This window comes from Klebsiella sp. CN_Kp066 (assembly GCF_040065135.1).
Taxonomy (GTDB): Bacteria; Pseudomonadota; Gammaproteobacteria; order Enterobacterales; family Enterobacteriaceae; genus Klebsiella; species Klebsiella oxytoca.
Genome location: NZ_JBEAIU010000038.1, coordinates 17,055 through 36,957, shown reverse-complemented (window position 1 = coordinate 36,957; position 19,903 = coordinate 17,055). Strand labels below are relative to the sequence as shown.

Genomic DNA, 19,903 nt, shown 5'->3' with positions numbered 1-19,903 from the left:
TTCTCCCCTACCCTTGAACCGGGAAGAAAAGTTCGGGCACGGGACGGCTTCCTCCCTGGCCCTCCGGGAGAGGGTTGGGGTGAGGAGAAGCTGACTCGCCAGCTATTCGGAGCACATTATGTTAGAAGATCTTAAACGCCAGGTTCTCGAAGCCAACCTGGCCCTGCCAAAGCACAATCTGGTCACTCTCACCTGGGGCAACGTCAGCGCCGTCGACCGTGAACGGGGCGTGCTGGTGATTAAACCCTCCGGCGTCGACTACAGCGTCATGACCGCCGAAGATATGGTGGTGGTCAGCCTGGAGACCGGCGAAGTGGTTGAAGGTCAGAAAAAGCCCTCGTCTGATACCCCGACCCACCGTCTGCTGTATCAGGCATTCCCGACGCTGGGCGGTATTGTCCACACTCATTCGCGTCACGCCACCATCTGGGCGCAGGCCGGTCAGCCCATTCCCGCTACCGGCACGACCCACGCCGACTATTTCTACGGCGCGGTTCCCTGCACCCGCCTGATGACCGATGACGAGATCAACGGCGAGTACGAGTGGCAAACCGGCGAAGTGATCGTCGAAACCTTTCGTGAAAAAGGCATCGATCCGGCGCAAATGCCCGGCGTGCTGGTGCACTCTCACGGGCCGTTTGCCTGGGGTAAAAACGCCGAAGACGCAGTGCATAACGCCATTGTGCTGGAAGAGATCGCCTATATGGGCATCTTCTGCCGCCAGCTGGCGCCGCAGCTGCCGGAGATGCAGCAGACGCTGCTGGATAAACACTATCTGCGCAAGCACGGCGCGAAAGCCTATTACGGGCAATAAACCCGCGCTCTCCCCGGCTCGCGCTGCGCTTAGTCGGGCTACAGGTTCACAGCCGTCTGCGGACCTGGTAGCCCGGACAAGGCGCGTCAAGCGCCGCCTCCGGGAAATAGCGCGCGGCACTGCCTTTGAAAACAGACAACCGCGCCACACCTGTATAAAATCCCAGCATTACTCGGTGAACCAGGCTATAATCAGGCCTGGTTTTTACTGATGAGAGCACGGCGTGACGCAGCCACGAGAAGGTTTTTTACTGACCCGTCACTGGCGGGATACCCCGCAGGGCACCGAACTGACTTTCTGGCTGGCGACCGATGACGGCCCGCTTGAGGTCACGCTGCCGCCCCAGGAGTCCGTGGCGTTTATCCCTGAATCCCAGCGCGCGCAGGTTGAACGCCTGCTGCAGGGGGAAAACGGCCATCGCCTTGCCCCGCTCAGCCTGAAAGATTTTCATCGCCAGCCGGTTTTTGGCCTTTACTGCCGCGCTCACCGCCAGCTGATGCGGCTGGAAAAAAAGCTGCGCGAAAACGGCGTCACGGTTTATGAAGGCGACGTTCGCCCGCCGGAGCGCTATCTGATGGAGCGCTTTATCACCGCCCCGGTGTGGGTTGAAGGCGAGTCGCGCGGCCAGCAGCTGGTCAACGCCCGGATGAAGCCCAATCCCCACTACCGCCCGCCGCTAAAATGGGTTTCGCTGGATATTGAAACCAGCCGCCACGGCGAGCTCTACTGCATCGGTCTTGAAGGCTGCGGCCAGCGGGTTGTCTATATGCTCGGGCCGGAGCCCGCCTCGCCCCCTGCCGTCAACTTCCAGCTAGAGTACGTCGCCAGCCGCCCGCTGCTGCTGGAAAAGCTTAACGCCTGGTTTGCCGCTCACGACCCGGACGTGCTGATCGGCTGGAACGTGGTGCAGTTCGATTTACGCGTCCTGCAAAAGCACGCCGAGCGCTATCGCATCCCGCTGCTGCTCGGGCGCGGCAACAGCGACCTGGAGTGGCGCGAACACGGTTTTAAGAATGGCGTCTTCTTTGCTCAGGCCAACGGCCGCCTGATTATCGACGGCATTGAGGCGCTGAAATCCGCGTTCTGGAACTTCTCCTCTTTTGCGCTGGAATCGGTCGCCCGCGAGCTGCTCGGCGAGGGCAAAGCCATTGATAATCCCTGGGATCGGATGGATGAAATCGACCGCCGTTTTCACCAGGATAAACCGGCGCTGGCCACCTACAACCTGCAAGACTGCGAGCTGGTCACCCGCATCTTCCATAAAACCGAGATCATGCCGTTTTTGCTGGAGCGCGCGACGGTCAACGGCCTGCCTGCGGATCGCCACGGTGGTTCGGTCGCCGCCTTCAGCCACCTCTATTTTCCACGCATGCACCGGCTCGGCTACGTCGCGCCGAACTTCGGAGAAGTGCCGCCGCAGGCCAGCCCTGGCGGCTACGTAATGGATTCACGCCCCGGTCTGTACGACTCTGTGCTGGTGCTGGACTACAAAAGCCTGTACCCGTCGATTATCCGCACCTTCCTGATCGACCCGGTGGGGCTGGTTGAAGGTCTGGCGCAGCCCGATGACGCTCACAGCACCGAAGGCTTTCTCGGCGCGCGCTTCTCGCGAGATAAGCACTGCCTGCCGGTGATTGTCGGGCAGATCTGGCACGGGCGCGACGAAGCCAAGCTGCATAAAAACAAACCGCTGTCGCAGGCGCTGAAGATCATTATGAACGCCTTCTACGGCGTGCTCGGCACCAGCGCCTGCCGCTTTTTCGATCCGCGCCTGGCCTCTTCCATTACCATGCGCGGTCACGCGATTATGCGCCAGACCAAAGCGCTGATTGAATCCCAGGGCTATGACGTTATCTACGGCGATACCGACTCCACCTTCGTGTGGCTCAAGCGGGCCCACTGCGAAGAGGAAGCTGGCGCTATCGGTCGGTCGCTGGTGGCCTTCGTCAACGAATGGTGGGCGACGGAGCTGGGCAAAGAGGGGCTCGCCAGCACCCTGGAGCTGGAGTTTGAAACCCACTTCTGCCGCTTTCTCATGCCTACCATTCGCGGCGCGGATACCGGCAGTAAAAAGCGCTACGCCGGGATGATTCAGGAAGGCAGCGAGCAGCGCATGGTGTTTAAAGGCCTGGAGACGGTACGCACCGACTGGACGCCGCTGGCCCAGCAGTTTCAGCAGGAGCTTTATCTGCGCATTTTCCGCCATCAGCCCTATCGCGATTATGTGCGCGAAACCATTGATAAGCTGATGAACGGCGAGCTTGACGATCGACTGGTCTATCGCAAACGCCTGCGCCGTCCGCTGGCGGAGTATCAGCGCAACGTGCCGCCGCACGTGCGCGCGGCGCGGCTGGCTGATGAGCACAACGTTCGGCTGGGTAGACCGCAGCAGTATCAGCAGCGCGGCAGCATTAAATACGTCTGGACTACCGGCGGGCCGGAACCAGTGGATTATCAGCAGTCGCCGCTGGATTATGAGCACTATCTCTCTAAGCAATTAGAGCCTGTCGCCGAAGGAATACTTCCCTTTGTCGACGACGATTTTGCTACAATAGTGACGGGGCAACTGGGGCTATTTTGATTTTTTCTCACTCGTTCCGTCAGCACAAAAGCCGCAAAATGAAGGGTGAGGAGGACGTGACGAACGTTCCGCCATCCAGTAATATAGCGCCCTTTCCATTCCTGGACCCAATTTTGACGCATCTCCGATTCTCCATGGAGATGATCAACTATTGCCTGCAATTAAAGAACTAAAGAGCCGAACATATATGCCTTTTACACTTGGTCAACGCTGGATTAGCGACACAGAGAGCGAACTGGGATTAGGGACGGTCGTTGCGCTGGACGCGCGCATGGTGACCCTGCTTTTCCCCGCCATCGGCGAAAACCGTCTGTACGCACGCAACGACTCCCCGATCACCCGCGTGATGTTTAACCCGGGCGACACCATCACCAGCCATGAAGGCTGGCAACTCCAGGTTGACGAAGTTAATGAAGAGAACGGCCTGCTGGCCTACACCGGCACCCGACTCGACACCCAGGAAGCCAACGTTACCCTGCGTGAAGTGCTGCTCGACAGCAAGCTGGTTTTCAGCAAACCGCAGGACCGTCTGTTCGCCGGACAGATTGACCGTATGGATCGTTTTGCCCTGCGCTATCGCGCGCGCAAATTCCAGAGCGAACAGTACCGCATGCCGTGGAGCGGCCTGCGCGGTCAGCGCACCAGCCTGATCCCGCATCAGCTGAATATCGCTCATGACGTTGGCCGCCGCCATGCGCCGCGCGTCCTGCTGGCGGACGAAGTGGGTCTGGGTAAAACCATCGAAGCCGGGATGATCCTGCATCAGCAGCTGCTCTCCGGCGCCGCCGAACGCGTACTGATTGTCGTTCCGGAAACCCTGCAGCACCAGTGGCTGGTGGAAATGCTGCGCCGCTTTAACCTGCGCTTCTCGCTGTTTGACGATGAGCGCTATGCCGAAGCGCAGCACGATGCAATTAACCCGTTTGAAACCGAACAGCTGGTGATCTGTTCGCTGGATTTCGTACGCCGCAGCAAGCAGCGTCTGGAACACCTGTGCGAAGCGGAGTGGGATCTGATGGTCGTTGATGAAGCGCACCACCTGGTCTGGAGCGAAGACGCCCCGAGCCGGGAATATCAGGCGATTGAACAGCTGGCCGAATGCGTGCCGGGCATTCTGCTGCTCACCGCGACGCCGGAGCAGCTGGGAATGGAGAGCCATTTCGCCCGTCTGCGCCTGCTCGACCCCAACCGTTTCCACGACTTCGCCCAGTTTGTTGAAGAGCAGCAGAACTACCGTCCGGTTGCCGACGCCGTCGCCCTGCTGCTGGCCGGCAATAAGCTGAACGACGCCGAGCTGAACGCGCTGAGCGATCTGATCGGCGAACAGGATATCGAGCCGTTATTGCAGGCCGCCAACAGCGATCGCGATGATGCCCAGGCCGCTCGTCAGGAGCTGGTGTCAATGCTGATGGACCGCCACGGTACCAGCCGCGTGCTGTTCCGCAATACCCGTAACGGCGTCAAAGGCTTTCCGAAACGCGAGCTGCATACGATTCGTCTGCCGCTGCCGACCCAGTACCAGACGGCCATCAAGGTTTCCGGCATTATGGGTGCCCGCAAAACGGCCGAAGAGCGCGCCCGCGACATGCTCTATCCGGAGCAGATTTATCAGGAATTTGAAGGCGATACCGGTACCTGGTGGAACTTTGACCCGCGCGTTGAATGGCTGATGGGCCATCTCACCAGCCACCGCTCGCAGAAAGTGCTGGTGATCTGCGCTAAAGCGGCCACCGCGCTGCAGCTGGAGCAGGTTCTGCGCGAGCGCGAAGGCATCCGTGCAGCGGTGTTCCACGAAGGGATGTCAATTATCGAACGCGACCGCGCCGCCGCCTGGTTCGCCGAGGAAGATACCGGCGCTCAGGTGCTGCTGTGTTCTGAAATCGGCTCGGAAGGCCGCAACTTCCAGTTCGCCAGCAACCTGGTGATGTTCGACCTGCCGTTCAACCCGGATCTGCTGGAGCAGCGTATCGGTCGTCTTGACCGTATCGGCCAGGCCCACGATATTCAGATCCACGTTCCGTATCTGGAAAGAACCGCCCAGTCGGTGCTGGTGCGCTGGTATCACGAAGGTCTGGACGCGTTCGAGCACACCTGCCCGACCGGCCGTACCGTTTACGACAGCGTGCATAATGAACTGATTAACTATCTCGCCGCGCCGGAAAATACCGACGGCTTCGACGACCTGATCAAAGCCTGCCGCCAGCAGCATGAAGCGCTGAAAGCGCAGCTGGAACAGGGCCGCGATCGTCTGCTGGAGATCCACTCTAACGGCGGAGAAAAAGCCCAGCAGCTTGCGGAAAGCATTGAAGAACAGGATGACGACACCAGCCTGATCGCTTTCTCCATGAACCTGTTCGATATTGTCGGCATCAACCAGGACGACCGTGGTGAAAACCTGATTGTCCTGACCCCCTCCGACCATATGCTGGTACCGGACTTCCCTGGCCTGCCGGAAGATGGCTGCACCATTACCTTTGAGCGTGACGTCGCCCTGTCCCGCGAAGACGCGCAGTTCATCACCTGGGAGCATCCGCTGATTATCAACGGTCTGGATCTGATCCTCTCCGGCGATACCGGCAGCAGCACCATCTCGCTGCTGAAGAACAAAGCGCTGCCGGTAGGTACCCTGCTGCTGGAGCTGATTTACGTCGTTGAGGCCCAGGCGCCGAAGCATCTGCAGCTCAACCGCTTCCTGCCGCCGACGCCGGTGCGCATGCTGCTCGACAAAAACGGCAACAACCTTGCCGGTCAGGTGGAGTTCGAAAGCTTTAACCGTCAGCTGAGCGCGGTAAACCGCCACACCGGCAGCAAGCTGGTCAACGCCGTCCAGCAGGACGTCCACGCCATTTTGCAGCAGGGCGAAGGCCAGGTGGCCAAAGCGGCCCAGGCCCTGATCGACGCCGCGCGTCAAGAAGCCGACGATAAGCTGTCGGCCGAACTGTCGCGCCTTGAAGCGCTGCGCGCCGTTAACCCGAACATCCGCGATGATGAACTGGCGGCTATCGAGAGCAACCGTCAGCAGGTCATGGACGCGCTGGCGCAGGCGGGCTGGCGCCTGGATGCGCTGCGCTTAATCGTGGTCACCCACCAGTAACGGAACGCGAATATGGCGATGGAAAACTACAATCCGCCGCAGGATCCCTGGCTGGTTATCCTCTACCAGGATGAGCACATTATGGTGGTCAACAAGCCAAGCGGCCTGTTGTCCGTACCGGGCCGGCTTGCTGAGCACAAGGACAGCGTGATGACGCGCATTCAGCGCGATTTCCCGCAGGCCGAGTCGGTGCACCGGCTGGATATGGCGACCAGCGGCGTGATTGTGGTAGCCCTGACCAAAGCGGCAGAGCGCGAGCTTAAGCGGCAGTTCCGCGAACGCGAGCCGAAAAAGCAGTACGTCGCACGCGTCTGGGGGCATCCGGAAAAAGCCGAGGGTCTGGTGGATTTACCGCTGATTTGCGACTGGCCGAACCGGCCAAAGCAGAAGGTGTGTTACGAAACCGGCAAAGCGGCGCAAACCGAGTATGAAGTGCTGGAGTTCGCGACGGACAACACCGCCCGCGTGCGCCTGAAGCCGATTACCGGGCGTTCGCATCAGCTGCGCGTGCATATGCTGGCGCTGGGCCATCCGATTCTTGGCGACCGCTTTTATGCGTCGCCGGAAGCGCTGGCCATGGCGCCGCGTCTGCTGCTGCACGCTGAAACCCTGACCATCACCCATCCGTCATTCGGTAATACGATGACGTTCCGCGCGCCGATCGACTTCTGATCGTTCAAATCTGTCCCGGGTCTTGCCGCCAGCGGCATACCCGGGCAATTCTTCGCTCATCATCGCAGCGGAACACCGGCGTTAGTCGCGGGCAAACCACGCATCAATCATCTGCTCAACGCGGGCGACAACCTCCCCGGTGTCATGACGACGGCTGCGCGCGCAGGCGTGCGCAGGTTCATCGCACAGCAGGCAGCGGCGCTGGTTTTCCCCCATTGACTCACGGCCAACCAGGCCATCTTTCGGGCAAATAACGTCGATATCCCACAGGCGGCCCAGCGGATGGGTATGCTCAAGATCGGTACAGAAGGCTTTGATTTCACTGGCGGCGTGATCGACGCACCACAGCGCTTCCGGACCGGTCGGCAGCCACAGCACCTGGCGATCCAGCGTCTGCCAGCGGTGTTTCCACAGCATCTGATCGCAGGCCTGCAGCGCTACGCCCATCATATTACGGTAGCGAATGCTGTCTTTCACCGCGCCCGGGGTCACCAGGGTCAGCGAAATCACCGGCCGCTGATAATGGGCTAACCAGTCGGCCTGACGCGCGGCGCGCTGCTCTTTCGCCGCCAGCAGCGCTTCCATGCTTACGCCCTCACGGGCGAGAGTATCCACTGACATTTGTTTCTCTCCTCACTCAATTACAGGCAGCGGACAGGCTGCCGTCGCAGTCGCGAATAATGGCGCTGATTGTATCGCTAAACGATCCCTGTTTTGGAGACGGGGCGCAGATATTTTCTGCGCCATTTAGCACGAAAAAGCAGACTTAGCGGTTATAAAAAAGTTAAATCAGGCCAGAAAGTGACTGAGGAACAGCAGACCCAGCGAAACATTAATCGCGCCGCCGATCCTGGTTGCGATCTGCGCGAACGGCATCAGGTTCATGCGGTTGCCGGAGGTCAGTATCGCCACGTCGCCGGTACCGCCCTGACCGCTCTGGCAGCAGGAGACAATCGCCACGTCAATCGGGTACATGCCAATCTTTTTGCCGACCAGGAAACCGGTCGCCACCAGCGCCGTTACGGTGCTGATAATCACCAGCAAATTGGTTACGGTAAACGCGTTGACCAGCTCCTGCCACGGGGTGATCGCCACGCCGACGGCAAACAGAATCGGATAGGTAACCGCCGTGCGGAAGAACTTATACACCATCTGCGATCCCTCCTGCAGGCGCGGAGAGACGCCGTTCACCAGCTTCAGCAGCACCGCGAGGAACAGCATGCCCACCGGCGCGGGCAGGCCGATGGTCTTCTGCCCCAGCATGCCCAGCATATAGAGCAGCACCGCCAGCAGCGCGCCGGAGGCCAGCGTCGTTACGTCCATTTTGCCCTCGACGGGCGTTTCGCGATGCGTCTCGTTGCGGCGGTTCGGCATCAGCTGTCCCTCACCGGTCAAATGCGGAAAACGCTTGCCCAGCTGATTTAAACAGCCGGAGATAACAATCGCCGTCAGGCTGCCCAGCATCACCATCGGCAGAACGCGCCCAAGCGCCACGCCCTGATCCATATGCATCAGCGCGGCGTAGCCAATCGACAGCGGGATCGCTCCCTCGCCGACGCCGCCGGCCATGATCGGCAGGACGATAAAGAAGAACACCTGGAACGGCTCCAGCCCTAGCGCGGTACCGACGCCGACGCCAACGACCATGCCGACGATTTCTCCGCACAGCATCGGGAAGAAAATCCGCAGAAAGCCCTGAATCAGCGTGGTGCGGTTCATGCTCATAATGCTGCCGACGATAATGCAGCAGATATAAAGATAAAGAATGTTGGTCGACTTATAGAATTTGGTGGTCGATTCCACCACCACCTCCGGCAGCAGGCCGTAATGAACCAGCGCAGAAGGAATAAAAGTCGCGCAGATGGCCGCTGCGCCAAGCTTACCCAGAACCGGCAGGCGTTTGCCGAATTCACCGCAGGCAAAGCCGAAAAAGGCCAGCGTCGCCACCATCACGACGATATCGCTCGGCAGCTTGCCGCCTAAACAGTCCAGGGCAATCAGGCCGCCGGCCAGCAGAAAGAGCGGCAGCGGGATAATACCGACTTTCCAGTTATCGAGGATATGCCACCAGCGCTGCTTAAGCGGCGCTTTCGGGGTATTGATAGGGTCGATGGTTGCAGAGAATGCATTGTCTGTGGTGCTCATAATTAAGCCCTCTGGTTATTATTATTTTTCAGGTTAGAGGGCCATCCGCAGAGTTAATGTGAGGATCGACAGATTAAAAAAGAAGTTTTAATGGTCACTATGGTTTTTATGGTTTCTATTATTATTGTGAAACCGCTCTGATTTATGGTCGTGGTTTTTAAGGTTTTTAAATCCAGCGCCTGATTAACCTTGATAAATTCCGCGCCAGCAGATAATTGTGGTTTCCGGACGCCTGCGAAGGGGGTCACCGTTTTCCCTCAGCCACGATGTCGGTATGGCCAAAGATGATACAGTGCCGCATCCCTGATACGGTGCAATAGAATTATGAAGGTTTCATTTCAATTTAAGCTGTTCATTTCACTGGTCGCTTTTTTCTCAGTGCTTTTCGCGCTGCTGGGCGTGTATTACTATTTTGACGCCAGCCGTCAGCTTTATCAGGAAATGAGCGCCCGCGCGAAAATACAGGCGCAAGAAATTGCCCTGATGCCGGATTTACGCCAACAGGTCGCGCGTGAAGACGCGCTGGCGATAAAACCTTTTATGCAAAATATCGCCGCCCACAGCGACGCCAGCTTTATTGTCATTGGCGACAGGCGAGGCGTGCATCTGTTTCATTCGGTCCACCCGGAATGGGTCGGCACGCGGCTGGTTGGCGGCGATAACCAGCCGGTGCTGGAGGGGAAAAGCGCCACCACCATCCGCAAAGGGGGACTGGGGATTTCCCTGCGCAGCAAAGCGCCGATTTTCGACGATGCGGGCCGGGTCATCGGTATTGTTTCCGTCGGCTACCTTACCAGCTATCTCGACAGCATCACGCTGGAAAAAGTCATCAATATCTTTGTCGCCGCAGTGCTGCTGTTGATTGCGCTGTTTATCTTCTCCTGGTACTTCACCCGCAGCATTAAGAAGCAAATTTTCTCGCTGGAGCCGCGGGAAATCGGCCTGCTGGTGCGCCAGCAAAAGGCGATGATGGAGTCGATATACGAAGGGGTGATCGTAATTGACCATCACCGGCGTATCGAAGTGATAAATCATGCCGCCCGCAGCCTGCTCGGACTGAGCCAGCCGGCGCATCAGCTGCGCGGTAAGTCTATCGATAGCGTCATTACGCCGCAGCCGTTTTTCGCCAGCGGGGAGATGCTCGAAAACGATACCCACGACGAGCTGTGCCGCTTTAATCAGCTGACCGTTCTCGCCAGCCGGGTGCGTATCCTGCTGGAGAGTGAACTGCAGGGCTGGGTGATCACTTTCCGCGACCGCGACGAAATCAACTCGCTGAGCGCCCAGCTTAGCCAGGTGAAGCGCTACGTTGATAATCTGCGCATCATGCGCCATGAACAGCTGAACCGTATGACCACCCTTTCCGGCCTGCTGCATATGGGCCACTATGATGAGGCGATTCGCTACATTCAGGCGCAGTCGGAGCATGCCCAGGAGCTGCTGGACTTTATCTCATCACACTTTAATTCGCCGACGCTGTGCGGTCTGCTGCTGGGCAAAGCCGCCCGCGCGCGGGAAAAAGGGGTTGAACTGAGCTTTGACCCGGCCTGCCGCATTGACCGTCCGCTGCCGTCATTGATGGAGTCCGAGCTTATCTCTATCATCGGTAATCTGCTGGATAACGCTATTGAGGCTACCCAGCGCGCCGAACTGCCGCACGAACCGGTCGAGATTCTGATTCAGCTCAACGCCCGGGAATTAATGATTGAAGTCGCCGACCGCGGCGTCGGTATTCGTCCGGAGATCCGCGAGCATATTTTTGAGCGCGGCGTCACCACCAAAACCCGCGGCGATCACGGTATTGGCCTGTATCTTATTGAGCGCTACGTAACCCAGGCCGGCGGCACAATTGAAGTGGCCGACAACGCCCCGCGCGGCGCGATTTTTACGCTGTTTATCCCCGCCAGCGGGCCAGCCCATCCGCAAGAAGAGACGCACTATGCATCATGACCTGGTCGATGTTCTGATCATCGAAGATGAAAGCGAACTGGCGCGGCTGCACGCCGAGCTTATTCAAAAACACCCGCGCATGCGGCTGGCAGGCACGGCGGCCTCCCTCGCCCAGGCGCGGCAGAGACTCAACGCCAGGCCGCCCCAGCTGGTGTTGCTGGATAATTATCTGCCGGACGGCAAAGGGGTCACGCTGATGAACGACCCGATCATGGCCCAGGCTAACTGCTCGGTGATCTTTATCACCGCCGCCAGCGATATGGAAACTTGTAGTCTGGCAATCCGCAACGGCGCCTTCGACTACATTCTTAAGCCGGTGTCATGGAAGCGCCTGAGCCAGTCCCTTGAACGGTTTGTGCAGTTCTACGATCAGCAGCGCGAGTGGAAGATTGTCGACCAGCAGAACGTGGATTCGCTGTATCAGCTACAGGCCAAAAACTATCGTGCCGATAGCGGCAGTAAAGGGATTGAAGAAAAAACGCTGGCGCTGGTGCAAAATCTGTTTACCGGCGATCAAGAACGCTGCTTTTCGGTCGATGACGTGGTGAGCGAGGCTGGATTGAGCAAAACCACTGCTCGTCGCTATCTGGAGCACTGCGTGGAAATCGGCTTTCTGGAGGTGGAAATGCTGTACGGCAAGATTGGCCATCCGCGGCGTATGTACCGCCGCGCCGCCAGCCCATCGTGACGCCTCCCCCGCCCGGGAGAGGCCGGTCGTTCAGAAGCCGCGCTGTTCTTTGATCAGCTCCCAGGCTTTCTGGATCTCCTGCGCTTTCTGCTTAGCCATCTCCATCATTTCCGGCGGTAGCCCTTTCGCCACCAGCTTATCCGGATGGTGCTCGCTCATCAGCTTACGATAGGCGCGCTTGACGGTGGCGGCATCATCAGTCGGTTTTACCCCCAGCACATTGCAGGCATCTTCCAGAGTGGGCCCGCGCTGCGCCTGCTGCCAGCCGGCGTTGCCGCCGCGCTGGCCGTAAGATTGCTGCTGCGACCCGCCGCCGAACTGCGCCCCGCCCTGCATCATGCGCAGGAACTGCTCAAACTGAGCGCGGGAGATGCCCAGCTCATCGGCAATCACAAACAGCACTTCACGTTCGTTGGGATGCAGATCGCCATCGGCAAAAGCCGCCTGCAGCTGAATTTCCAGAAACATCCGAATTAAATCAAAGCGGCCAAAACAGACGCTGCGCAGCTGGCGCATTTTCTCACGCAGCGGATAGTCATCTGATTTCCCTACCCGAAACGCGTGCTGTGCCGCCGTCCGCGCTTCGCCATGAAGATTCATGCGATCCATCAGCAAATTGGCGACGTGGATATCGGCTTCGGTGACGCGCCCTTTTGATTTGGTCAGGTGCCCCATCACTTCAAACGTCGTCGAGAAGAACAGCGACTGGCGCTCCTGCTGGTTGGCAAAGACGTTCAGCCGGCGGCTGCGCGCGCGGTCAAACATATGCCCGATTAAAAAGCCCAGTACCACGCCCCAAAAGCCGCCGCCCATCATCAACGCAACCGCAACGCCAATTATTTTACCCAAATACTGCATAGACTCCCCAATCTCTCTGCCGCCAGTTAAGCTATATCTGACCGCACGTTACAAAGCGTTTACGCCTCGGTCAATTGTGGGACATAGCCTATAATTTGCTTTATCATACTCGTCATTCTACACGGTGCCTAACGCTCGGGCTCGAAACGGGCAGGATTAACACTAGCGCGATTTAGACGAGTAAGTTAGGCTCTGACCGTTTGCAAGCCGCTGCCACACGATGACGGAACAACAAATACAACGTATGAAAAAACGTATTCCCAGCCTCCTGGCCACCATGATCGCCAGCGCCTTGTATAGCCAACAGGGCCTCGCTGCCGATCTCGCCACGCAGTGTATGCTTGGCGTCCCAAGCTACAATCGTCCTTTGGTCGAAGGGAAACCCAACGACCTGCCGGTGACGATCGATGCCGATCATGCGAAAGGCAACTACCCTGATAACGCCGTATTTACCGGCAACGTCGATATTAATCAGGGAAACAGCCGGCTGCAGGCCGATGAGGTCCAGCTCCACCAGCAGCAGGCGGAAGGCCAGCCGCAGCCGGTGCGGACGGTTGATGCCCTCGGCAACGTGCACTATGACGATAATCAGGTGATCCTCAAAGGGCCGAAGGCCTGGTCGAATCTCAACACCAAAGATACCAACGTCTGGCAGGGCGATTACCAAATGGTAGGCCGTCAGGGGCACGGTACCGCTGACCTGATGAAGCAGCGCGGCGAAAACCGCTACACCATTCTGGAAAACGGCAGCTTTACCTCCTGTCTGCCGGGCTCTGACACCTGGAGCGTGGTCGGCAGCGAAGTTATCCACGACCGCGAAGAGCAGGTGGCTGAGATCTGGAACGCGCGCTTTAAGCTCGGTTCGGTGCCGATTTTTTATAGTCCCTACCTGCAGCTGCCGGTGGGCGATAAGCGCCGTTCAGGTTTCCTGATCCCCAACGCTAAATACAGCACCAAAAACGGCGCGGAGTTCTATCTCCCTTACTACTGGAATATCGCGCCTAACTTTGACGCCACCCTGACCCCGCACTATATGAGCAAGCGCGGCGGCGTGATGTGGGAAAACGAATTCCGCTATCTGACCAAAGCAGGGACCGGTTTATTTGAGTTCGACTACCTGCCGTCGGATAAAATTTATCATGACGATCATTCGAACGACAGCAACAGCCGCCGCTGGCTGTTCTACTGGAACCATTCAGGCGTCGTAGACCAGGTGTGGCGTTTCAACGCCGACTACACCAAAGTCAGCGACCCGGACTACTTTAACGATTTCAGCTCCAAATACGGTTCCAGTACCGATGGCTATGCCACGCAGAAACTCAGCGCCGGCTACGCGAATCAGAATTTCGATGCCACCGTATCGACCAAGCAGTTCCAGGTCTTTGACCGCGACTCAAGCAATGCCTATTCCGCCGAGCCGCAGCTGGACGTGAACTACTACCAGAACGACGTCGGCCCGTTTGATACGCATCTTTATGGCCAGGCGGTGCATTTTGTTAACTCGAACAGCAAAATGCCGGAAGCAACGCGTCTTCACCTTGAGCCAACCATCAACCTGCCGCTGTCTAACGGCTGGGGAAGCATCAATACTGAGGCAAAACTGCTGGCCACCCATTACCAGCAAAGCAACCTTGATAGCTACAACGCGGCCAACGGCACTGACTATAAAGACTCCGTTAACCGCGTCATGCCGCAGTTTAAAGTCGACGGCAAAATGGTTTTCGAGCGCGATATGCAAGAGAACTATACCCAGACGCTTGAACCGCGCATGCAGTATCTGTATATCCCGTATCGTGACCAGAGCAAGATCGGCAGCTACGACTCAACGCTGTTGCAATCAGACTACAGCGGCCTGTTCCGCGACCGCACCTACAGCGGTCTGGACCGTATTGCGTCCGCCAACCAGGTCTCCACCGGCATCACATCTCGCGTTTATGATGCCGCCGCAGTTGAACGTTTTAATATTTCCGTTGGTCAAATCTACTATTTCACCGAAGCACGTACCGGTGACGACAACATCAACTGGGAGAACAACGACACGCGAGGTTCACTGGTATGGGCCGGGGATACCTACTGGCGCATTACCGACGACTGGGGTTTACGCGGGGGAATTCAGTACGATACGCGTCTGGATAACGTCGCGACCAGCAGCGGAACCGTGGAATACCGTCGCGACGAAAACCGTTTAGTACAACTTAACTATCGTTATGCAAGTCCGGAATACATTCAGGCGACTCTGCCTTCGTATTCCACCGCTAAGCAGTATAAAGATGGTATTTCGCAGGTGGGAATGACCGCCAGCTGGCCAATCGTCGATCGTTGGGCAGTCGTCGGCGCGTATTACTACGATACGAATACCAGAAAGTCAGCGAACCAGATGTTAGGGGTGCAGTATAGCTCCTGCTGCTACGCTATCCGCGTTGGCTATGAACGTAAGATCAACGGCTGGGATAACAGCAGCAGCGAAAGCAAATACGACAATACCTTCGGCTTTAACATTGAGCTGCGCGGCCTGAGCTCCAATTACGGTCTCGGCACCCAGCAGATGCTGCGTTCGAACATTTTACCGTACCAGAGCTCCCTGTGATGTGGCTGGTTTAAACGTAATCCGCAATTGCGGTTAATTGAAATGGAAAAAGTATGAAGAACTGGAAAACGCTGCTTCTCGGTATCGCCATGATCGCGAATACCAGTTTCGCTGCCCCACAGGTTGTCGATAAAGTAGCGGCTGTCGTCAATAATGGCGTTGTTCTGGAAAGCGACGTCGATGGCTTGATGCAATCGGTAAAACTTAACGCCGGCCAGGCCGGGCAGCAGCTGCCGGATGACGCCACCCTGCGTCATCAGATCCTTGAGCGTCTGATCATGGACCAGATTGTCCTGCAGATGGGTCAGAAAATGGGCGTGAAGATCTCTGACGATCAGCTGGACCAGGCTATCGCCAACATCGCCAAACAGAACAACATGACCATGGATCAGATGCGCAGCCGTCTGGCCTATGACGGTATTAACTACAACACCTATCGTAATCAGATCCGCAAAGAGATGCTGATTTCGGAAGTGCGTAACAACGAAGTACGTCGCCGTATTACCGTTCTGCCGCAGGAAGTTGAAACCCTGGCGAAGCAGATTGGCGATCAGAACGACGCCAGCACCGAACTCAACCTCAGCCACATTCTGATCCCGCTGCCGGAAAACCCCACTTCCGAGCAGGTGGCAGAAGCTCAGGACCAGGCCAACTCGGTGGTTCAGCAGGCGCGCAGCGGCGCGGATTTCGGCAAACTGGCGATCACCTACTCAGCCGACCAGCAGGCGCTGAAAGGCGGCCAGATGGGCTGGGGTCGTATTCAGGAACTGCCGGGCATCTTCGCCCAGGCGCTGAGCACGGCTAAGAAAGGCGATATCGTTGGTCCGGTACGTTCCGGCGTTGGCTTCCATATCCTGAAAATCAACGATATGCGCGGCGGCAGCCAGAATATCTCCGTGACTGAAGTTCACGCCCGCCACATCCTGCTGAAACCGTCGCCGATCATGAATGACAATCAGGCCCGGGCAAAGCTGGAGCAAATTGCGGCTGACATTAAGAGCGGCAAAACCACGTTTGCTAAAGCGGCAAAAGAGTTCTCTGAAGATCCGGGTTCGGCAAACCAGGGCGGTGATTTAGGCTGGGCAACGCCGGATATCTTCGATCCGGCCTTCCGCGACGCTATTCTGCGCCTCAATAAAGGCCAGACCAGCGCACCGGTTCACTCATCCTTCGGCTGGCACCTGATTGAGCTGCTGGATACCCGCAACGTCGACAGAACCGACGCCGCGCAGAAAGATCGCGCTTACCGCATGCTGATGAACCGTAAATTCTCTGAAGAAGCGGCTACCTGGATGCAGGAACAGCGCGCCAGCGCCTACGTTAAGGTACTGAGCAACTAATCGCATTAGCCTCATACACAACATCACTCAGGGTGTATCGAGGCGGCTCGGCGAATCGCCCTGGTCTCTGACTGGGGCGACGAAGCGCAGCCAGTAAGAGAACGCCTGAAGGATGAAGTGTATGAATCGAGTTGTTATCACTCCCGGCGAACCTGCCGGGATTGGCCCCGACCTCGTTGTGCAGCTTGCACAGCGCGACTGGCCGGTCGAGCTGGTGATTTGCGCCGATGGCGCTCTGTTATCCGACCGGGCAAGCCTGCTCGGTCTTCCTTTATCGCTTCTGCCTTATGACCCTACCGTTCCCGCTACGCCGCAGCGCGCAGGCACCCTGACGCTTCTTCCCGTCGCTCTCAATGCGCCGGTTGAGCCAGGCGTGCTCAACGTCAGCAACGGCAGCTATGTGGTGGAAACGCTGGCCCGCGCCTGTGATGGCTGTCTGAACGGCGAATTCGCCGCGCTGATTACCGGGCCGGTGCACAAGGGCATTATCAACGATGCGGGGATCGCCTTCACCGGTCATACCGAGTTCTTTGAAGAGCGCTCGCAGGCCAGTAAAGTGGTGATGATGCTGGCGACCGAAGCGCTGCGCGTGGCGCTGGTGACCACTCACCTGCCGCTTAAAGCAATAAGCGATGCGATTACCCCCGAGCTGCTGCGGGAAATCATCACCATTCTGCATCACGATCTGCGCACCAAATTTGGTATCAATAACCCGCACGTGCTGGTTTGCGGCCTGAACCCGCACGCGGGCGAAGGCGGCCATATGGGCACGGAAGAGATTGATACCATTATTCCGGTGCTGGAAGAGATGCGCGCGAAGGGGATGAATCTCAGCGGCCCGCTGCCGGCAGATACCCTGTTTCAGCCGAAATATCTCGACCATGCCGATGCGGTACTCGCGATGTATCACGATCAGGGCCTGCCCGTGCTAAAATACCAGGGCTTTGGCCGCGGCGTGAATATTACGCTCGGTTTACCATTTATTCGCACTTCCGTTGACCACGGCACCGCGCTTGAACTTGCGGGCCAGGGGAAAGCGGAAGTCGGCAGTTTTATCACGGCGCTTAATCTCGCCATTAAAATGATTGTTAATACTCAATGAATAATCGAGTCCATCAGGGCCACTTAGCCCGTAAACGCTTCGGGCAAAACTTTCTCAACGATCGGTTTGTGATCGACAGCATTGTCTCGGCCATCAATCCACAGAAAGGCCAGGCGATTGTTGAAATCGGCCCCGGCCTCGCCGCGCTGACCGAACCGGTCGGTGAACGCCTCGACCAGCTCACCGTTATCGAGCTGGACCGCGACCTGGCCGCTCGTCTGCAAACGCATCCGTTCCTCGGACCAAAGCTGACGATTTATCAGCAGGATGCGATGACCATGAACTTCGGCGAGCTGTCGCAGAACATGGGCCAACCGCTGCGCGTATTCGGCAACCTGCCGTACAACATCTCGACCCCGCTGATGTTCCATCTGTTCAGCTATACTGATGCCATTGCCGATATGCACTTTATGCTGCAAAAAGAGGTGGTCAATCGTCTGGTTGCCGGGCCGAACAGTAAGGCGTATGGTCGACTAAGCGTCATGGCGCAGTACTACTGCCAGATTATCCCGGTGCTTGAAGTTCCGCCGAGCGCCTTTACGCCGCCGCCTAAAGTTGATTCCGCCGTGGTGCGCCTGGTGCCTTACCGCACGCTGCCGCATCCCGTTAAAGATGTGCGCGTGCTGAGCCGCATCACGACAGAAGCCTTTAACCAGCGTCGGAAAACGATCCGCAACAGTCTGGGCAATCTGTTCAGCGTTGAAGTTCTGACCGAGCTGGGCATCGACCCGGCGAAGCGCGCAGAGAATATTTCCGTGGCGCAGTACTGTCAGCTAGCTAACTGGTTATCTGAGAACGCGCCCACCAAGGAGAGCTAACCATGATTAATTCGCCCCGAGTTTGTGTACAGGTGCAAAGCGTCTATATCGAATCGCAATCTTCTCCGCAAGAAGAGCGCTACGTCTTCGCTTATACCGTCACCATTCGCAATCTGGGGCGGACTCAGGTTCAGCTTCTTGGCCGCTACTGGCTTATCACCAATGGGCACGGTCGTGAGACCGAAGTCCAGGGGGAAGGCGTTGTCGGCGAGCAGCCGCATATTCCGGCCGGCGGTGAATACCAATATACCAGCGGCGCGGTCATTGAAACGCCGCTGGGCACCATGCAGGGACATTATGAGATGATCGATGTGAACGGCGCGCCGTTCACCATTGAAATCCCTGTTTTCCGTCTCGCAGTACCCACTCTCATCCATTAAAACAATGTCTACATACCTTATTGGCGACGTTCACGGTTGCTACGATGAACTGATCGCACTATTAGAGCAGGTGGAGTTTAACCCTGAGACTGATACGCTGTGGCTGACGGGCGACCTGGTCGCGCGCGGCCCCGGTTCGCTCGAAGTACTGCGTTTCGTGAAACAGCTTGGCGACAGCGTACGCATCGTGCTGGGCAATCATGACCTGCACCTGCTGGCGGTCTTTGCGGGCATTAGCCGCAATAAACCCAAAGATCGGCTGAAATCGCTGCTTGAGGCGCCGGACGCCGACGATCTGCTCAACTGGCTGCGTCGTCAGCCGATGATGCAAATCGATGAAGAGAAAAAGCTGGTTATGGCCCACGCCGGGATCACGCCGCAGTGGGATCTGGAAACCGCTAAACAGTGCGCTCGCGACGTGGAAGCCGTGCTTGCCAGCGACTCCTATCCGTTCTTCCTCGATGCGATGTACGGCGACATGCCGAACAACTGGAGCAACGAACTGAGCGGACTGGCGCGCCTGCGCTTTATCTCTAACGCTTTTACCCGCATGCGCTACTGCTTTCCGAACGGCCAGCTGGATATGTATGCCAAAGAGGCGCCGGAAAACGCGCCCGCGCCGCTCAAGCCGTGGTTTGCTATTCCCGGGCCGGTGGCCAGCGAGTACAGTATTGCCTTCGGTCATTGGGCTTCGCTGGAAGGGAAAGGCACGCCGGAAGGGATTTACGCGCTGGATACCGGCTGCTGCTGGGGCGGCGATCTGACCTGCCTGCGCTGGGAAGATAAGACGTACTTCACGCAGCCGTCAAACCGGCAGCCAAATCTTGATGAAGGCGAGGCGATCGCCTCCTGAAGAGAGTCACCCCGGTGAGCG

Annotated in this window: 15 protein-coding genes; 12 read left to right on the top strand and 3 right to left on the bottom strand. The window is 57.7% G+C overall.

All coding sequences use genetic code 11. The annotated features are described in order from the left end of the window. The first annotated feature begins 118 nt into the window (after positions 1–118). The 4 genes from araD (at position 119) to rluA (ending at position 7,161) form a co-directional block, all read left to right on the top strand. Complete coding sequence (gene araD, locus ABLV75_RS14860) at positions 119–814, top strand: L-ribulose-5-phosphate 4-epimerase (RefSeq protein WP_004108192.1); 696 nt, start codon at positions 119–121, stop codon at positions 812–814. Positions 815–1,037: 223 nt separating this feature from the next. After that, positions 1,038–3,395 carry a DNA polymerase II gene (gene polB / locus ABLV75_RS14855; RefSeq protein ID WP_004108194.1) on the top strand — a complete coding sequence of 786 codons (2,358 nt, stop codon included), beginning with the start codon at positions 1,038–1,040 and terminating at the stop codon, positions 3,393–3,395. 187 nt (positions 3,396–3,582) lie between these two features. Then, entirely contained in the window at positions 3,583–6,489 is a 2,907-nt protein-coding gene (rapA, locus tag ABLV75_RS14850; RefSeq protein ID WP_004108196.1) for an RNA polymerase-associated protein RapA, read from the top strand. A 12-nt stretch (positions 6,490–6,501) separates the two neighbouring features. Beyond that, positions 6,502–7,161 (top strand): bifunctional tRNA pseudouridine(32) synthase/23S rRNA pseudouridine(746) synthase RluA, encoded by a 660-nt coding sequence (gene rluA, locus ABLV75_RS14845; protein WP_004108199.1) that lies wholly within the window; start codon positions 6,502–6,504, stop codon positions 7,159–7,161. Positions 7,162–7,242: 81 nt separating this feature from the next. Here the strand turns inward: rluA and citX are convergent, their stop codons facing one another. Together citX and ABLV75_RS14835 are read right to left on the bottom strand one after the other, a co-directional pair. Then, complete coding sequence (citX, locus tag ABLV75_RS14840) at positions 7,243–7,782, bottom strand: citrate lyase holo-[acyl-carrier protein] synthase (protein ID WP_004108201.1); 540 nt, start codon at positions 7,780–7,782, stop codon at positions 7,243–7,245. Between the two features lie 168 nt (positions 7,783–7,950). Further along, complete coding sequence (locus tag ABLV75_RS14835; protein WP_004108203.1) at positions 7,951–9,306, bottom strand: 2-hydroxycarboxylate transporter family protein; 1,356 nt, start codon at positions 9,304–9,306, stop codon at positions 7,951–7,953. Positions 9,307–9,630: 324 nt separating this feature from the next. Here ABLV75_RS14835 and ABLV75_RS14830 point away from each other — a divergent pair, with 324 nt between their 5' ends. Both ABLV75_RS14830 and ABLV75_RS14825 read left to right on the top strand, forming a co-directional pair. Further along, positions 9,631–11,256 carry a sensor histidine kinase gene (locus ABLV75_RS14830; protein ID WP_004108206.1) on the top strand — a complete coding sequence of 542 codons (1,626 nt, stop codon included), beginning with the start codon at positions 9,631–9,633 and terminating at the stop codon, positions 11,254–11,256. Further along, positions 11,246–11,944 carry a response regulator gene (locus ABLV75_RS14825; protein ID WP_004108208.1) on the top strand — a complete coding sequence of 233 codons (699 nt, stop codon included), beginning with the start codon at positions 11,246–11,248 and terminating at the stop codon, positions 11,942–11,944. Before ABLV75_RS14830 ends, ABLV75_RS14825 begins: the two co-directional genes overlap by 11 nt. Before the next feature lie 30 nt (positions 11,945–11,974). Here ABLV75_RS14825 and djlA read toward each other — a convergent pair whose 3' ends face one another. After that, positions 11,975–12,802 carry a co-chaperone DjlA gene (gene djlA / locus ABLV75_RS14820; protein ID WP_004108210.1) on the bottom strand — a complete coding sequence of 276 codons (828 nt, stop codon included), beginning with the start codon at positions 12,800–12,802 and terminating at the stop codon, positions 11,975–11,977. Between the two features lie 244 nt (positions 12,803–13,046). On the opposite strand from djlA, the gene lptD reads away from it, so the two are divergent. The 6 genes from lptD (at position 13,047) to apaH (ending at position 19,882) form a co-directional block, all read left to right on the top strand. Next, positions 13,047–15,389 carry an LPS assembly protein LptD gene (gene lptD, locus ABLV75_RS14815; protein WP_032704964.1) on the top strand — a complete coding sequence of 781 codons (2,343 nt, stop codon included), beginning with the start codon at positions 13,047–13,049 and terminating at the stop codon, positions 15,387–15,389. Between the two features lie 53 nt (positions 15,390–15,442). Further along, positions 15,443–16,729, top strand: coding sequence for a peptidylprolyl isomerase SurA (gene surA / locus ABLV75_RS14810; protein ID WP_004108221.1), 1,287 nt, complete (start codon positions 15,443–15,445; stop codon positions 16,727–16,729). Positions 16,730–16,841: 112 nt separating this feature from the next. Then, positions 16,842–17,831: a 4-hydroxythreonine-4-phosphate dehydrogenase PdxA gene (gene pdxA / locus ABLV75_RS14805; protein ID WP_024273721.1), complete on the top strand. Its 990-nt coding sequence runs from the start codon at positions 16,842–16,844 to the stop codon at positions 17,829–17,831. Next, entirely contained in the window at positions 17,828–18,649 is an 822-nt protein-coding gene (rsmA, locus tag ABLV75_RS14800; protein WP_004108225.1) for a 16S rRNA (adenine(1518)-N(6)/adenine(1519)-N(6))-dimethyltransferase RsmA, read from the top strand. Before pdxA ends, rsmA begins: the two co-directional genes overlap by 4 nt. Positions 18,650–18,651: 2 nt before the next feature. Next, positions 18,652–19,029, top strand: coding sequence for a Co2+/Mg2+ efflux protein ApaG (gene apaG / locus ABLV75_RS14795; RefSeq protein ID WP_004108227.1), 378 nt, complete (start codon positions 18,652–18,654; stop codon positions 19,027–19,029). A gap of 4 nt (positions 19,030–19,033) precedes the next feature. Then, a complete protein-coding gene (apaH, locus tag ABLV75_RS14790; RefSeq protein ID WP_004108229.1) occupies positions 19,034–19,882 on the top strand; it encodes a bis(5'-nucleosyl)-tetraphosphatase (symmetrical) ApaH in 849 nt (282 codons plus the stop codon). Positions 19,883–19,903 lie beyond the last annotated feature (21 nt).

Excerpts from the sequence above, each read along its gene's own strand:
- araD (WP_004108192.1), top strand. The coding sequence starts at position 119 with ATGTTAGAAGATCTTAAACGCCAGGTTCTCGAAGCCAACCTGGCCCTG.
- rapA (WP_004108196.1), top strand. The coding sequence starts at position 3,583 with ATGCCTTTTACACTTGGTCAACGCTGGATTAGCGACACAGAGAGCGAA.
- rluA (WP_004108199.1), top strand. The coding sequence starts at position 6,502 with ATGGCGATGGAAAACTACAATCCGCCGCAGGATCCCTGGCTGGTTATC.
- citX (WP_004108201.1), bottom strand. The coding sequence starts at position 7,782 with ATGTCAGTGGATACTCTCGCCCGTGAGGGCGTAAGCATGGAAGCGCTG.
- ABLV75_RS14835 (WP_004108203.1), bottom strand. The coding sequence starts at position 9,306 with ATGAGCACCACAGACAATGCATTCTCTGCAACCATCGACCCTATCAAT.
- ABLV75_RS14830 (WP_004108206.1), top strand. The coding sequence starts at position 9,631 with ATGAAGGTTTCATTTCAATTTAAGCTGTTCATTTCACTGGTCGCTTTT.
- ABLV75_RS14825 (WP_004108208.1), top strand. The coding sequence starts at position 11,246 with ATGCATCATGACCTGGTCGATGTTCTGATCATCGAAGATGAAAGCGAA.
- djlA (WP_004108210.1), bottom strand. The coding sequence starts at position 12,802 with ATGCAGTATTTGGGTAAAATAATTGGCGTTGCGGTTGCGTTGATGATG.
- lptD (WP_032704964.1), top strand. The coding sequence starts at position 13,047 with ATGAAAAAACGTATTCCCAGCCTCCTGGCCACCATGATCGCCAGCGCC.
- surA (WP_004108221.1), top strand. The coding sequence starts at position 15,443 with ATGAAGAACTGGAAAACGCTGCTTCTCGGTATCGCCATGATCGCGAAT.
- pdxA (WP_024273721.1), top strand. The coding sequence starts at position 16,842 with ATGAAGTGTATGAATCGAGTTGTTATCACTCCCGGCGAACCTGCCGGG.
- rsmA (WP_004108225.1), top strand. The coding sequence starts at position 17,828 with ATGAATAATCGAGTCCATCAGGGCCACTTAGCCCGTAAACGCTTCGGG.
- apaG (WP_004108227.1), top strand. The coding sequence starts at position 18,652 with ATGATTAATTCGCCCCGAGTTTGTGTACAGGTGCAAAGCGTCTATATC.
- apaH (WP_004108229.1), top strand. The coding sequence starts at position 19,034 with ATGTCTACATACCTTATTGGCGACGTTCACGGTTGCTACGATGAACTG.